This window comes from Pseudomonas sp. GZJR-8 (assembly GCF_002916705.1).
In the GTDB taxonomy this organism is placed as follows: domain Bacteria; phylum Pseudomonadota; class Gammaproteobacteria; order Pseudomonadales; family Pseudomonadaceae; genus Aquipseudomonas; species Aquipseudomonas synxantha_A.
Map to the genome: position 1 here is coordinate 116035 of NZ_JXSI01000012.1, position 13451 is coordinate 129485.

The 13451-nt window shown below is 60.7% G+C and carries 12 protein-coding genes and 1 pseudogene; 6 read left to right on the forward strand and 7 right to left on the reverse strand.

Features of this window, described 5'->3' with window-relative positions; translation table 11 throughout:
• Positions 1 to 43 precede the first annotated feature (43 nt).
• Entirely contained in the window at positions 44 to 910 is an 867-nt protein-coding gene (locus tag TK42_RS21580) for a pirin family protein (protein ID WP_032877088.1), read from the reverse strand.
• A gap of 64 nt (positions 911 to 974) precedes the next feature.
• On the reverse strand, positions 975 to 1391 hold the full coding sequence (locus TK42_RS21585; protein WP_005786596.1) for an OsmC family protein: 417 nt from the start codon (positions 1389 to 1391) through the stop codon (positions 975 to 977).
• A gap of 137 nt (positions 1392 to 1528) precedes the next feature.
• Between TK42_RS21585 and TK42_RS21590 the strand changes: the two genes are divergently transcribed.
• From TK42_RS21590 to TK42_RS27425, 3 genes and pseudogenes are all read left to right on the forward strand, one after another.
• Positions 1529 to 2551, forward strand: a complete 1023-nt coding sequence (locus TK42_RS21590) for an amidohydrolase family protein (protein WP_103735083.1) — start codon at positions 1529 to 1531, stop codon at positions 2549 to 2551.
• Between the two features lie 97 nt (positions 2552 to 2648).
• Positions 2649 to 3419: pseudogene (locus TK42_RS27420) on the forward strand (MCP four helix bundle domain-containing protein); the annotation flags it as partial.
• Complete coding sequence (locus TK42_RS27425; RefSeq protein ID WP_371920281.1) at positions 3411 to 4274, forward strand: methyl-accepting chemotaxis protein; 864 nt, start codon at positions 3411 to 3413, stop codon at positions 4272 to 4274. The pseudogene TK42_RS27420 and the gene TK42_RS27425, both read left to right, overlap by 9 nt.
• A gap of 186 nt (positions 4275 to 4460) precedes the next feature.
• Here the strand turns inward: TK42_RS27425 and fabB are convergent, their stop codons facing one another.
• The 5 genes from fabB to TK42_RS21620 form a co-directional block, all read right to left on the reverse strand.
• Positions 4461 to 5681, reverse strand: coding sequence for a beta-ketoacyl-ACP synthase I (gene fabB / locus TK42_RS21600; protein ID WP_005786601.1), 1221 nt, complete (start codon positions 5679 to 5681; stop codon positions 4461 to 4463).
• Between the two features lie 11 nt (positions 5682 to 5692).
• Positions 5693 to 6208, reverse strand: a complete 516-nt coding sequence (fabA, locus tag TK42_RS21605) for a 3-hydroxyacyl-[acyl-carrier-protein] dehydratase FabA (protein ID WP_003210552.1) — start codon at positions 6206 to 6208, stop codon at positions 5693 to 5695.
• 249 nt (positions 6209 to 6457) lie between these two features.
• Complete coding sequence (locus TK42_RS21610; protein WP_032877085.1) at positions 6458 to 8359, reverse strand: ATP-binding protein; 1902 nt, start codon at positions 8357 to 8359, stop codon at positions 6458 to 6460.
• Positions 8356 to 9285: an ABC transporter substrate-binding protein gene (locus TK42_RS21615; protein ID WP_032877084.1), complete on the reverse strand. Its 930-nt coding sequence runs from the start codon at positions 9283 to 9285 to the stop codon at positions 8356 to 8358. Before TK42_RS21615 ends, TK42_RS21610 begins: the two co-directional genes overlap by 4 nt.
• 1 nt (position 9286) lies before the next feature.
• Complete coding sequence (locus tag TK42_RS21620; RefSeq protein ID WP_316247298.1) at positions 9287 to 11410, reverse strand: TonB-dependent receptor domain-containing protein; 2124 nt, start codon at positions 11408 to 11410, stop codon at positions 9287 to 9289.
• A gap of 195 nt (positions 11411 to 11605) precedes the next feature.
• Here TK42_RS21620 and TK42_RS21625 point away from each other — a divergent pair, with 195 nt between their 5' ends.
• Genes TK42_RS21625 through sixA form a run of 3 tightly spaced genes read left to right on the forward strand, consistent with a single transcriptional unit; the run spans position 11606 to position 13441 of the window.
• Complete coding sequence (locus TK42_RS21625; RefSeq protein WP_005786614.1) at positions 11606 to 12631, forward strand: NAD(P)H-dependent glycerol-3-phosphate dehydrogenase; 1026 nt, start codon at positions 11606 to 11608, stop codon at positions 12629 to 12631.
• 10 nt (positions 12632 to 12641) lie between these two features.
• Positions 12642 to 12989 (forward strand): DUF4389 domain-containing protein, encoded by a 348-nt coding sequence (locus TK42_RS21630; protein WP_032877083.1) that lies wholly within the window; start codon positions 12642 to 12644, stop codon positions 12987 to 12989.
• On the forward strand, positions 12986 to 13441 hold the full coding sequence (gene sixA, locus TK42_RS21635; RefSeq protein WP_032877082.1) for a phosphohistidine phosphatase SixA: 456 nt from the start codon (positions 12986 to 12988) through the stop codon (positions 13439 to 13441). Before TK42_RS21630 ends, sixA begins: the two co-directional genes overlap by 4 nt.
• The last annotated feature ends 10 nt before the right edge of the window (positions 13442 to 13451 follow it).

Genomic DNA, 13451 nt, shown 5'->3' on the forward strand with positions numbered 1-13451 from the left:
GGTGTACACCCATCCAGTGTGGGAGCTGGCTTGCCTGCGATAGCTATTTCACAGGCAACTCAATTCGTTCTGACTCCCCCGGCACCCTCGGCCAGTCCCCAGCAGCCCAGCGCTGTCTGGCGTGCTCGATCACTGCCGGATCGCTCGCCACGAAATTCCAGTTGATCCGCCGCGGCCCGTCCAGCGGCGCCCCGCCAAACACCACCACGTGGCAGTCGGTTTCGGCAAACAATGTCATCTCTTGCCCTGGCGGCAATACCACCAGGCTATGCACTGCCAGCGGCTCACCGTCGAGCTGCGCCTCACCTTCCAGCACATACACCGCGCGCTCCTCATGCTCATCGGGGATCAGCAAGGTGGTGGCTGTTTGCATCTGCACCTCGGCATACAACGTCGGCGAGAGCACCGGCACTGGTGACTTGAGACAGAAACCATCACCGGCAATCAGGCGCACCTGCACGCCCAGGTTATCGCTCACCGGCAAGCTCGCCGCCGGGTGATGGCTGTAATGGCCGGGGCCGGTCTCGTGGTCCTTGGGGGAGGCCAGCCACACCTGCAGGCCGTGCAGGTTGAAACCACTGGCCTTGAGCGCTTCGGGGGTACGCTCGACATGGGCAATCGCGCTGCCAGCGGTCATCCAGCTGACATCGCCGGCCTGCACCACCTGATCCGAGCCGAGGCTGTCCTTGTGCTGCAAGGCGCCTTCAAACAGGTAGGTGAGGGTAGACAGGCCGATATGCGGATGTTGGCGGATATTCATGCCGGTACCCGGTGCATAGGCGGTGGGCAGCATATGGTCGAAAAACACAAAGGGCCCGACGCTACGGCATTCACGGGAAGGCAGCGGGCGCAGGATCGGCTGCCCTTCGACATCTTCGGCGCGGGGGCGGATCACGGTAAGGGTGGTCATGGTGCATCCCTGTCTGAGCGGGTTGGATGCGTCTGAGCATAACCCGCCCGATGGGACGTTGGCGCTATGCGCTGAAGGCACCTTCCGATAATTTCGTCTCGATGCTGATTTCGGCGGTGGTCATCAGCTTGTGTACCGGGCACTTGTCCGCAACGCGATGCAACTCCTCGCGCTGCTCATCGCTCAGCACACCCTTGAGGGTCAATTTGACGCTGAGTTTGTATTTGCCTTTCTGCTCTTCGGCGGCGTCGTGGGTCACTTCAACGGTCACGCCGGTGAGCGGGATATCTTTCTTCTGCGCGTAGAGCTTGACCGTCAAGGCTTTGCATGACGCCAGCGCAGCATCGAAATAGTCGTGGGGAGAGGGCGCCGAGTCGTCGCCACCCAGGCTCTTTGGCAGGTCGGTAAACAGTTCGTGGTGATTGATATTGACGCTGTGACGGAAGTTTTCAGCGTTCAATGTATTAACGGTAACAGGCATGGCGAACCTCTCAAGGGGCAGGATGAAGGTCATGCAGTTATAGAGCATGCTGGCGCCCAAGTGTTCCAGTTTTTCCGCGCTGAACCTCGAAGGTAGGCGCAAGGTCTACCCGTATCAGCCCTGATTGAGGTTTCACCGTGCTTCGGACCCGCCTGAGTCTTGCCTTGTTGCTCGCTGCCAGCAGCCTTGCCGCGCAGGCCCGCGACTATGCCTACAGTGACGCGCACATGCATTACGTGGATTTTTTCCAGGAAACGGCAGGCATGGACAAACTGCTCAAGGCGATGTCCGAGAACCGCATCGAACATGTAATGATTTCCGGCATCCCCGTGGCCAAGAAATGGCACGAAGACGAGCCCAAGCGCCCCCGCTACTACGCTGGTGATGACGCCGATGCCTATTGGTACAGCGCCACCGATGTGATTGTCGCGGCAGCGGTCAATAAGCTGACCCCCGAGCAGCGCCAGCACTTTCACCCGTTCCTGGCCGGCTTCAACCCCAACGACAAGAACTCCGCTGCCCATATCCAGCGCATGATCGACCTCAACCCCGGGCTGTGGCAGGGTATCGGTGAAGTGTTTACCCGCCATGACGACCTTACCGCCCTGACCTCAGGCGACACGCCCCGCGCCAACAACGAAGCCATGACGCGTATCTACCACCTGGCCGCCGAAAACGACCTGCCCGTGATGCTGCACTCCAACATCACTTCCAAGCGAGAGCGTAACCCACTGTACCTGGCGGAAGTCGAAGAGCCGTTGCGTAACCACCCGCATACGCGCTTTATCTGGGCCCATGCTGGCACCAGCAAGGAAATTCACCGGCATCAGGTGCAGATGGACTTTTTGCTGCCCACCTTGAACCGTATGCTCGAGGCGTACCCCAACCTGTATATCGACCTGTCCTGGAGCATGCTCACGCCCTATCTGCTGGATGAGGCGGGTCAGCCTCGGCAGGAGTGGGTGAAGCTGGTGGAGCGCTTCCCTGAGCGCTTTATGCTGGGATCTGACGTGGTAGGGCGTTTCAATAAGTTAGGTAAGGAGATGCGTCGCTTCGAGCCCTTCCTCGATGCATTACCCGAGGAGGTGGCGCACAAGGTGGCGCGGGATAATTTCCTTGCCATCCTGCCCAAGCCGCCTGGCAATGGTCAGGTGCGTTGATATCGCGTTTTCGTCTTACATAAATGGCGGAGGGTGCCGATAACTTCCAAGACCACACTGCAGGTGGATGCAGTACTTTTTTGGAAGGAATCCAGGCATGAATATCCGTAGTTTGAATATCGCGCCTCGCGCCGGCTTGGGCTTTGGCGTGCTGGCCTTGATGGTATTCGCGTTGGGCGGCTTTGCCCTGTTGCAGATGGCCAATATGCGCCAGCAGTCGGACCAGGTAGAGAACAACTGGTTGCCCAGCGTCATGGCGGTGGGGGAGATGAATCAGGACCTGCTGCGCGTGCGTGCGCTGACCCTGCGCTTGTTGGTTAACCGCGATCCGCAGGCGCTGGCACAAAACGAGCAGAAACTGACCGACCTCAAGAATGGCATGCCCCATGCGCAAGCCCTCTACGAAGGGCTGATCGTGCTCCCTGAAGAGCGCACGCTGTTCGATCGTTTCAAGGCCCAGGAACAGCAATACCTGCAACGTCAGGATCAGGTAATGGCGTTTTCCAAGGCCAACCGGCTCGATGAAGCGATCAAAGTGGCCAACGGTGAGATGAATCAGCTCGCCGATCAAATCGCCGTCACGTTGCGCGATCTGGTCACCCTCAATAAAACCAGTGCCAACCAGGCGGCCAGCCTCGCGCAAAGCGTTTTCAGTCAGTCGCGTACCGGGGTGATTGGCATGATCATCCTCACGGCATTGATCACCATTGGCCTGGCGGTCTGGCTGACCCGCAGCATCGTGCTACCGCTGGCCCAATCGCTGAAAGTAGCTCAGGGCGTGGCCAGCGGCGACCTGACCGGTGAGATCCGCGTGAGCGGCAGCGATGAGCCGGCGCGTTTGCAGCAGGCTCTCAAGGGCATGCAAGAGAATCTGCGCGATACTATCCGGCGCATTGCTGAATCGTCCAACCAATTGGCTTCTGCTTCCGAAGAACTCAGTTGCGTGACGGAGGATGCCACGCGCGGCCTGCATCAGCAGAACCAGGAGATTGAACAGGCGGCCACGGCGGTCAACCAGATGACGGCGGCGGTGGAAGAGGTGGCGAGCAACGCGGTGGCCACGTCCCATGCTTCACGCGATTCTGACCGCATTGCCCAGCAGGGCCGTGAGCAGGTGCAGCAGACGGTGGTGTCGATTGAAGCCCTGGCTACCGATGTGACCGCCAATGTGACCCAGGTCGAGGCGCTGGCGCAAAAGGTCTATGGCATCAGTAAAGTCCTGGACGTGATTCGCTCGATTGCCGAGCAAACCAACCTGCTGGCACTGAACGCGGCCATTGAAGCGGCGCGAGCCGGGGATGCCGGGCGCGGTTTTGCGGTAGTGGCCGATGAAGTGCGTGCCTTGGCCCATCGCACGCAACAGTCGACCCAGGAAATCGAGCAGATGATCAGTGGGATTCAGCAGGGCACCGACCAGGCCGTCAGTTCCATGCAACAGAGCAACACGCGGGCGCGTTCCACGCTGGATATCGCCAAGTCTGCCGGCACGGCGCTGGAAGAGATCGCCTCGGCATTCACCCTGATCAACGAGCGCAACCTTTTGATTGCCAGTGCTTCGGAGCAGCAGGCAGCAGTGGCGCGGGAGGTGGATCGTAACTTGACGAATATCCGCGACCTGGCGCACCAGACGTCTGCCGGGGCGAACCAGACAAGCGCGGCGAGCCAGGAGTTGTCGCGGTTGGCGGTTGACCTGAATTCGATGGTGGCGCGGTTTTCGGTGTAGGGCGGGGAACCGGGTTGACCCATTCGCAGGCAAGCCAGCTCCCACACTGGACTGCATTCCTTCAGGATGAACGCGATCGAAGGTGGGAGCTGGCTTGCCTGCGATGAATGCGACGCGGTTTCAAATCAAAGCGCAAAAAAAGCCCCGAACCAGTCGGGGCTTTTTCATGTGATCAACCTGCGAGGCTTACTTGCCCTGCCAGCGTTTCAGCACGAGGGTGGCATTGGTGCCACCGAAGCCGAAGCTGTTGCTCATCACGGTGTCGATTTTTGCATCTTCACGGGTCTTGGTCAGGATCGGCATATCAGCAACGGCTGGGTCCAGCTCGTCGATGTTGGCCGAGCCGGCCATGAAGTTGCCTTCCATCATCAGCAGGCAGTAGATCGCTTCGTGAACGCCGGCGGCGCCCAGGGAGTGACCCGACAGGCTCTTGGTAGAGCTGATGGCCGGAGCCTTGTCGCCGAATACCGCGCGCACGCCTTCCATTTCCTTGGCGTCGCCGACCGGAGTCGAGGTGCCGTGGGTGTTCAGGTAGTCGATTGGGGTATCAACGGTGGACATGGCCATCTGCATGCAGCGGATCGCGCCTTCGCCGCTTGGGGCAACCATGTCGTAGCCGTCGGACGTCGCGCCGTAGCCGACGATTTCCGCGTAGATCTTGGCGCCGCGGGCCAGAGCGTGTTCCAGCTCTTCAACCACGACCATGCCACCACCGCCGGCAATGACGAAACCGTCACGCTTGGCGTCGTAGGCGCGAGAGGCTTTCTCTGGGGTTTCGTTGTACTGGGTGGACAGTGCGCCCATGGCGTCGAACAGGAACGACTGGCTCCAATGTTCTTCTTCACCGCCGCCGGCGAATACGATGTCCTGCTTGCCCAGCTGGATCTGCTCAACGGCAGTCCCGATGCAGTGGGCGCTGGTGGCGCACGCGGAGGAGATCGAGTAGTTCACGCCCTTGATGGCGAACGGCGTCGCCAGGCAGGCGGAAACGGTGCTGCCCATGGTCCGCGTTACACGGTACGGGCCAACGCGCTTCACGCCTTTTTCGCGCAGGATATCCAGCGCTTCCATCTGGTTGAGGGTCGATGCGCCGCCGGAGCCGGCAATCAGGCCGGTGCGTACGTTCGAAACCTGGTCTTCGCTCAGGCCCGAATCGGCGATCGCGTCTTTCATGGCCAGGTAGGCGTAGGCGGCAGCGTGGCCGACGAAGCGATAGATCTTGCGATCGATCAGTTCTTCGAGGGGCAGGTCGATGGAGCCGGAAACCTGGCTACGCAGACCCATTTCGGCATATTCCGGGTTGAAGCGGATGCCAGGGCGACTTGCACGCAGGTTAGCGGTGACGGTCTCTTTGTCATTGCCCAGGCAAGAAACGATGCCCAGACCAGTGATAACGACGCGGCGCATGCGGATAACCCTTAAAAGTTGTCAGTGGAAGTGAATACGCCGACCCGAAGGCCTTCGGCAGTATAGATCTCGCGACCGTCGACAGTCACCGAACCGTCGGCGATGGCCAGGTTCAGCTTGCCCTTGAGGACGCGCTTGATTTGAATGTTGTAGGTGACTTTCTTGGCGGTCGGCAGGACTTGGCCAAAGAACTTCACTTCGCCCGAACCCAGGGCGCGACCGCGGCCCGGCAGGCCTTGCCAGCCCAGATAGAAGCCGACCAGTTGCCACATGGCGTCGAGGCCCAGGCAGCCTGGCATCACAGGGTCGCCTTCGAAGTGGCAGGCGAAGAACCAGAGGTCCGGGGTGATATCCAGCTCGGCGACCAATTCACCTTTGCCGTACTTGCCACCTTCTTCGCTGATATGGGTGATGCGATCCACCATCAGCATGTTCGGGGCGGGCAGTTGCGCGTTACCTGGGCCGAACAGCTCACCGCGACTGCAGCGCAGCAGGTCTTCCCGAGTAAAGGCGTTTTGTTTGGTCATGCGAGCTCCTCAATAATCCCATGCGGCTGGGTTGGGCAAATCTTCCCGAACCGAATGAAGCGTTCATGCCTCATAGCGGCAGCCTACACATAGACTATTGCGTTGTAGTGAAAGTCACAGCGGCAAGGCACTCAATGTACACTTGTTCACTGAAATTTTAAACCGGGCCTGTTTATCGGCCCGTTCGGGTGCCTAAGACTGCCGCACTTTCGTCTTTCACGCCAGTCGCAGTTGGTTGATGGCGCGGCGCTATTGCACCCAGCGTTGCAGGATTTGCTGCAAATCCGTGCGTTTGAACGGCTTGGCCAGGTAATCGTTCATTCCGGCTGCCAGACAGGCTTCGCGGTCGCCCTGCAAGGCATTGGCCGTCAGGGCGATGATCGGCAGATCGGCGCAGCCAGGCAGTTGGCGAATCTGGCGAGTGGCTTCGTAGCCGTCGATCAATGGCAGCCGGCAATCCATCAGGATAGCAGTGAAAATCAGACTCTCGGCGCTGCGGATCGCCTCGGCGCCGTCGGTGGCCAGGCTGACTTCAAAGCCCAGGCTGCGCAGCATTGCTTCGACCACGGTACGGTTGACCGGGTTGTCTTCCACCAGCAATACGTGGCGTCCGTCGCCGGCACTGGCCTTGCCGAGGGCGTCGGGCGTAATGGCCTGTACTTGTTGCTGATCGATGGCCAGCGGGATTTCCAGGGTAAACACCGAGCCCCGGCCTTCTTCGCTTTGGGCCCGCAAGGTGCCACCCATGCGTTCGGCCAGGGTGCGGGCGATGGGCAAGCCCAGGCCAGTCCCGCCGTAGCGTCTGGAAATGGAGCTGTCGGCCTGCTGGAACGCATCGAACATCAGCTCCAGGCGTTCGGCGCAAATACCGATACCGCTGTCGCGCACGGTGCAGGTGAACCACACCAGTTCGTGGTCCAGGGTTTGCCAATGGGGCTCGACGGTCACGCTGCCGCGTTCGGTAAATTTCAACGCATTACCGATCAGGTTTACCAGGATCTGCCGGATCCGCGTCGGATCGCCTCGCACCCGTAGGGCCTCCATGCCCGCAGGAATCGGCAGCTCCAGGCTCAGCCCGCGTTGCTGGGCACTGTGCTGGAAGGCTTGGGCGCAACTGTTGATCAGGTCGGCAAGGTTGAACGCAATATGTTCCAGTTCCAGGGCGGCGCGCTCAATGCGTGAGAAGTCGAGGATGTCGTTGATCACCTTGAGCAGGTGCTCGGTGGACTCGGAGGCCAGCGCCGCGTACTCGGTCTGTTCGGCAGTCATGTCGGTGGTTTCCAGCAGTTGCAACATGCCCAGCACGCCGTTCATGGGCGTGCGCAGTTCATGGCTCATCATCGCCAGGAAATCCGATTTGGCATTGTTCGCACGCTCGGCCTCCTCGCGGGTCTGGATCAACTGGGCCATGGCTTGTTGCTGCTCGCGACTGGCCTGGTTCAGGCCTTCGGCCAGGTTGTTGATATGCCGCGAAAGGTCACCCAGCTCCGAGTCATCGACAATCGGTAGCGGGGTTTTGTAATCGCCTTGCTGGATAGCCTTGACCGCATGGCCCATCGCGCTTATTGGTTGCGACAGGCTTGCCGCCAGGCGTCGTGCCAGCAGGAAGGTAAACAGCAAGGCGAACAGCGCCAGGATCCCGGCCTTGAACAGGATTTCCTGCTGGCGCTGGCTGAACGCGTCATTGGACATGCCGACAATCACCCGCCCCAGGTAGTCGGCTCGGGGTGCCTTGGGTTCGTTGAGGTTGTCCTGGAAAAAGTCATTGTTGAGCTGGATGTGTTGCAGGCGGATTGGCGCCTGGAACACCTTCACGGACAGCGAGCGGTCATGTCTTTCCGACGGCTGCTCGACATACACCAGAATGTTTTCGGCGCTGTTCTGAATTTCCAGGAAGCGCACGTGAGGCGTGGCCAAGGTCGCACGCAGCAGCGCTTCAAGCACATCGTTGTTGCCGGAAATCACTCCATACTCAGTCGCGGGCGCCAGTTGGTTGGCGATCAATTGGCCGGTGTGGTCCAGCTCCTGGCGCAAATCCTGGATCCGTACGAAGGTAAAGAAGCTGATCAACAGCAGGGTCAACAATAACGCGGGGCCCAGGGTAATGAGCTGGGTGCGGGTGTTGATATCCCAACGGCGACGCAAGGTCATGGGCGTTTCTCTCCTTCGGCCAAGCGGGCGGCGACGGCGGTTTCATCAACCTGTTCGATGCCCAGTGAGCGCGCGACTTGCGGGTTGCCCACGACTTTGAAGTGTTGCGGGTACAACGTGTGCGGCCAATTGGCCGGCGGGTGATCCAGCAGACGGTCGAGCACGGCAAGCCAGTCGGGCTGATCGCTGTAGGTGCTGGCCAGGCTGCCGGCCCGGACAAACCCGGCATTGGGCCCTATCAGGGGCAGTTGCTGGGCGTAGCTGCTCAGCAACAGGTTCTTTACCGTTTTGGGGTTGTACAGTTGCGGGTCGTCAAGGCCGAGCAGCACATCGCTGTTCTTGAACAGGGTTTGCAGCGGGCGGCTGTCACTGGTGTTGTCCCAGAGCTGAGGCACGATTTCCAGGCCCAGGGGGGTGGCAAACCGGATCAGCTCGCGCAGCAGGAATTCACTGTCGGCACCGTAAAGCACACCGATGCGTCGCGCCTGCGGCAGGGTGTCGGCGATCAGGCGCAACTGGCGCTCCAGCGGCGGGTCGCTCCATAGCAGGCTGATTTTGGCCGGGTGCGTATTACCCAGGCGTTGCCGCGCCTGCAGGCGGCTGATGCGCAGCACCAGGGTCGGCGGTCCCTGGGTATCCAGCAGGCGCCAATCGAGGCTGGGCAGGTCCAGGAGGATCAAGCGAGTGCCGGCGGGCAACTTGCTTGGTGCCGGCAAGTCCTTGAGCAGGGTGAAGCTGACCCGGTCCTCGGGGCGCTGCTGGGCAAGGGCCTGGGTGAAGGCTTGCACCCCGGCGCCGTCTTCGGCAGCCGTCAGCAGGATATCGGCACTCCACGCCGGCACCGCCAGCAGCAGGCACGCGAGCAGCACGCCACGGCGCCACAATCGTGAAAGCAGCAAGAGGGTCATCCGTGACTGATCGGCCATGTCAGAAGTCCAGCTCGGCGCTGAAGTAGAGAACGTGACGATGGTCGTAATTATTGTCGGCCCAGGTGGTGGGCTGGTCATCAAGGCGTTGCTGCAACATGCCGGCCAGCTCCACATTGGTTTTGCCCACGGCAATGCGTTTGGCTACCCGCAGGTCGACCCGTTGGAAGCGATACTGGTTAAGAGCGTCGTCGCCATAGTAGAACAGGGCGCTGGACCACCCTTGGCCCCACTCGCGCAGCCAACCGGCCGAGCCGCTGTTGCGCGCGGTTTGCGCCTTGTCCCGTGGGTTGCTGGAAGTAGCGTCGACATAAGCGTAGGTCAGGCGCAGGCGGTCGGTGTTGCTCATGCGCCAGTCGAACTGTGATTCGGCACCGGTAAAGCGCGAGCTGTTGGCGTTGCTGGCGATGTATTGGTTGTTGCGCAGCGGCGAGCTGATCATGTCGGTGATTTCGTCATAGAACAGCTTCACGTCGACATTCAGCCCCAGGTCGGCAAAGAACCCGTTGTAGCCCAGTTCTCGGGAGCGCATCAACTCTTTGTCGAGGTCGCCAGGGCCGCGCGTCACGACAAAATATTGCCCGGAGTTTTGTCCGTAGGCCGGGGAGCTGAGGTTGTTGACGCGGTAGCTCCAATTGACGTTGTTCTCGAACATGTCCGGCGAGCGGATCGCCTCGGAGTAAACCGCCCGCAACCCGTGACGCGGGTTGATCAGGTAATTGACCGCCACACGCGGCGTCAGTGAGTCGCCGCTCAGGTGACTGTCTTCGTACATGGCGCCACCCTGCAGCAGCCAGTGTTCGCTGGCCCGCCATTCAAGGTGCCCGAACAGGCGCCAGGTGGTGTCGTCCAGGGTTCCATTGAAGTAGGTGTCCGAGTCGGCGCGGTCATAGCGATAGTTGATGCCGCTGACCAGGCGCAAGCTGTCGGATAGGCTCAAGGTGTCCTGGATCTCCACGTCGTAGCGGCTTTCGCGGGTGCTTTGGTCGATATCGCCGCAGACGGTGTCCTTGCCGCCGTGGTTTTTCCATTGATCCAGCACCTGGTTGGCCAATGCCTGCTCGGCGGCGCTTCCCGGGGGTGGAGAGCCTTGGCTGTAGGTGTCCATGTGCCGCGCCAACAGTTCGGCATAGTTGGGGTTCAGTTGCCACAACTGGGTCAGCTGCGGGCTGAACGAGACCTTGGCATCACAGGCTTTCCAGACCTGTCGGCGGTCCCATTGCTGGGCTGAACCCTGGATATACAGACTGTGATCGGGATTGAAGTCGAAATTCCAGCGCAAAGAGCCAGCGTAGTCCTTGGCGACAACATCGGAATTGCTGCCGCCTTCGCTGATCCCGTCAAACACCGGGGTGTAGGTATAAGGGCGCTGATTGGTGCCTTCCTTGGCATTGAGTTGCCAGTCGATACTTTGTTGCGCGTTCAGCGTCTGGCTCACTGCCAGGCTGAAACGGTTGAGACGGCGACCGTCACGGCGGTCGGCGCCGACCGCGTCGCTGTCAAAACCGTCGTCCTGTTGCCCGGACAGGGATAAGCGCAAATCGCCGGTTTCCCAACCCACGCCCTGGCTGGCATAGAAGTCGTTGATCCCCCGTTCGCCGCGGGTGACCTTCACCCGCGAGCCCTGGCTGTTGGCGGGGGAACGGGTGAGGATATTGACCACCGCCATCAGTGCATTGGCGCCGTAGCTGACGGTATTGGGGCCGCGAAATACCTCAATGCGTTCGATATCTTCCATGGCCACCGGGATATCGCTCCAGTCCACCGTGGCCAGGCCGGCGCGGTACACCGAACGCCCGTCGATCAGCACCTGCATCCGCCGCGCATCACTGGCGCTGGTGCCGTGGTAGTTGACCGACGCCTGGTTGCCGGTGGTATAGCCGACCATCATCCCGGGCACCAGGCGCAGCAGTTCGGCGATGTCCCGGGCGCCGCTGGCCTTGATCAGCTCACTGTCGATCACCGTCATGCTGCCGGGCACGGCGGCGGCCGATTGCTTGAGGCGCGTGGCGGTCAACACCTGCGGCAGCGGCTGGCTGTCGAGAAACAGATCGTCAGCCAGGGCAGGTACGCTGCACAACAGCATCAACCATAGAGATGAGCGAGGAGGAGGGCCCAGGTACACGGCACGGCCTTGTTAATGACGGATAGCCGCCCATGTTAACTGAGGTGGGGCTATTTGCCAGTCGTCGGACTTGCAATTACTTCGTACAAACGTGGCATTTTCCGACAAGTGCGCGAATTGATACGGGGGCTGGCCGCAAGCCGGGCGGCCCGTATAATGCCGCCATCGCCATTGGTATGGATTAACGGATTGCATATGACTCAACAGCGCCCTATTGCGGTCCTGGGAGGCGGAAGTTTTGGCACCGCCGTGGCTAACCTGCTGGCCGAGAACGGCCATGCCGTGCGTCAGTGGATGCGCGACCCCGAGCAGGCTGAAGCCATTCGCGTGCACCGGGAAAACCCCCGTTACCTTAAAGGCATCAAGATTCATCCAGCTGTCGAACCGGTTACCGACCTGCTGGAAACGCTCACTGCTTGCGACCTGTGCTTCGTCGCGCTGCCCTCCAGTGCGTTGCGCTCAGTGCTGGCGCCGCACGCCGAGCGCCTGGCAGGCAAGTTGCTGGTCAGCCTGACCAAAGGCATTGAGGCCCAGACCTTCAAACTGATGAGTGAAATCCTCACCGAGATTGCCCCACTGGCCCGCATTGGCGTGCTGTCCGGCCCGAACCTGGCGCGGGAGGTGGCCGAACACGCCTTGACCGCCACGGTGGTTGCCAGTGAAGACGACGCCTTGTGTGAGCAGGTACAGGCCGTGCTGCATGGCCGCACCTTCCGGGTCTACGCCAGCGCCGATCGCTTTGGTGTCGAGTTGGGCGGGGCGTTGAAAAACGTCTACGCGATCATTGCCGGCATGGCCGTCGCCTTGGGCATGGGTGAAAACACCAAGAGTATGCTGATCACCCGTGCGCTGGCCGAGATGACCCGCTTTGCGGTGAACCAGGGTGCCAACCCGATGACGTTCCTGGGCCTTGCGGGCGTGGGTGACTTGATCGTCACCTGCTCATCGCCCAAAAGCCGCAACTATCAGGTAGGTTTTGCCCTGGGCCAAGGGCTGAGCCTGGAAGACGCTGTGACGCGTCTGGGTGAAGTGGCCGAAGGGGTCAACACCCTCAAGGTATTGAAGGCCAAGGCCCAGGAAGTGGGGGTGTATATGCCGCTGGTCGCCGGTTTGCACGCGATCCTGTTCGAAGGGCGCACCTTGGAGCAGGTCATCGAGTTGTTGATGCGGGCGGAGCCCAAGACCGATGTCGACTTTATTTCTACCAGTGGTTTCAACTGAGGAACGCGCCATGAACGATCCGAAAGCAGCCCCCAAATATGAGTCGATTGCCTTGCGCATTCTGTGGATGCTGGCGTTTGCGCTGGTGTGGCAGGTGGCGCAATTGCTGCTCGGCGCGTTGGTGGTGGTGCAATTGATTTACCGGCTTGTCTACGGTGCGCCGAACCTGGGCCTGATGAATTTTGGCGATAGCCTCAGCCAGTTCCTGGCGCAGATCGGCCGCTTCGGTAGCTTCCACACCGACCAAAAGCCTTGGCCGTTTGCCGATTGGCCAGCCCCGCGTGCACCCGAAGGCGAAGCCGCCCACAGCGTGCCGCCAGCACCGCACCCGGTGCGTGATGAAGAGCCAAAGCTATGAAGTTGTGGGTTTTGCGCCACGGGGAGGCCCAGGTGCACGCCCGCACGGACGCTGAACGCAATCTTACCGAGCATGGCCGTGCCGAAGTATTGCTCAGCGCTGCGCACCTGATCGGGCAGCCTCTCAGTGCCATCATCGCCAGCCCTTATGTGCGGGCGCAGCAGACGGCTCAATTGGTGCGCGGAGTTTTGGGGTTCGAGCCGGATGTGCGCACGGTGCCGTGGCTGACGCCTGATGGTGATGTTCAGCAGGTGCTGAGGGAGCTTGATACTGATGACAACGTGTTGCTGGTCAGCCATCAGCCTTTGGTGGGCAGTTTGATCAGCTTTTTGCAGCATGGGCATCAGCGCCAGCCACAGCCGATGTATACGGCCAGCCTGGCGGAGCTTGAGGGGGATTTTCCGCTGGCGGGTTTGATGAGTCTGGTGGGGGTGAAGAATCCCGAGGCATAAGGGGCGAGGC

What these genes read in the sequence shown, in the direction of transcription:
- TK42_RS21610 (WP_032877085.1), bottom strand. Translation starts at nt 8,359, where the DNA reads ATGACCTTGCGTCGCCGTTGGGATATCAACACCCGCACCCAGCTCATT.
- TK42_RS21615 (WP_032877084.1), bottom strand. Translation starts at nt 9,285, where the DNA reads ATGGCCGATCAGTCACGGATGACCCTCTTGCTGCTTTCACGATTGTGG.
- TK42_RS21585 (WP_005786596.1), bottom strand. Translation starts at nt 1,391, where the DNA reads ATGCCTGTTACCGTTAATACATTGAACGCTGAAAACTTCCGTCACAGC.
- TK42_RS21630 (WP_032877083.1), top strand. Translation starts at nt 12,642, where the DNA reads ATGAACGATCCGAAAGCAGCCCCCAAATATGAGTCGATTGCCTTGCGC.
- TK42_RS21580 (WP_032877088.1), bottom strand. Translation starts at nt 910, where the DNA reads ATGACCACCCTTACCGTGATCCGCCCCCGCGCCGAAGATGTCGAAGGG.
- TK42_RS27425 (WP_371920281.1), top strand. Translation starts at nt 3,411, where the DNA reads ATGCAAGAGAATCTGCGCGATACTATCCGGCGCATTGCTGAATCGTCC.
- TK42_RS21625 (WP_005786614.1), top strand. Translation starts at nt 11,606, where the DNA reads ATGACTCAACAGCGCCCTATTGCGGTCCTGGGAGGCGGAAGTTTTGGC.
- sixA (WP_032877082.1), top strand. Translation starts at nt 12,986, where the DNA reads ATGAAGTTGTGGGTTTTGCGCCACGGGGAGGCCCAGGTGCACGCCCGC.
- fabA (WP_003210552.1), bottom strand. Translation starts at nt 6,208, where the DNA reads ATGACCAAACAAAACGCCTTTACTCGGGAAGACCTGCTGCGCTGCAGT.
- fabB (WP_005786601.1), bottom strand. Translation starts at nt 5,681, where the DNA reads ATGCGCCGCGTCGTTATCACTGGTCTGGGCATCGTTTCTTGCCTGGGC.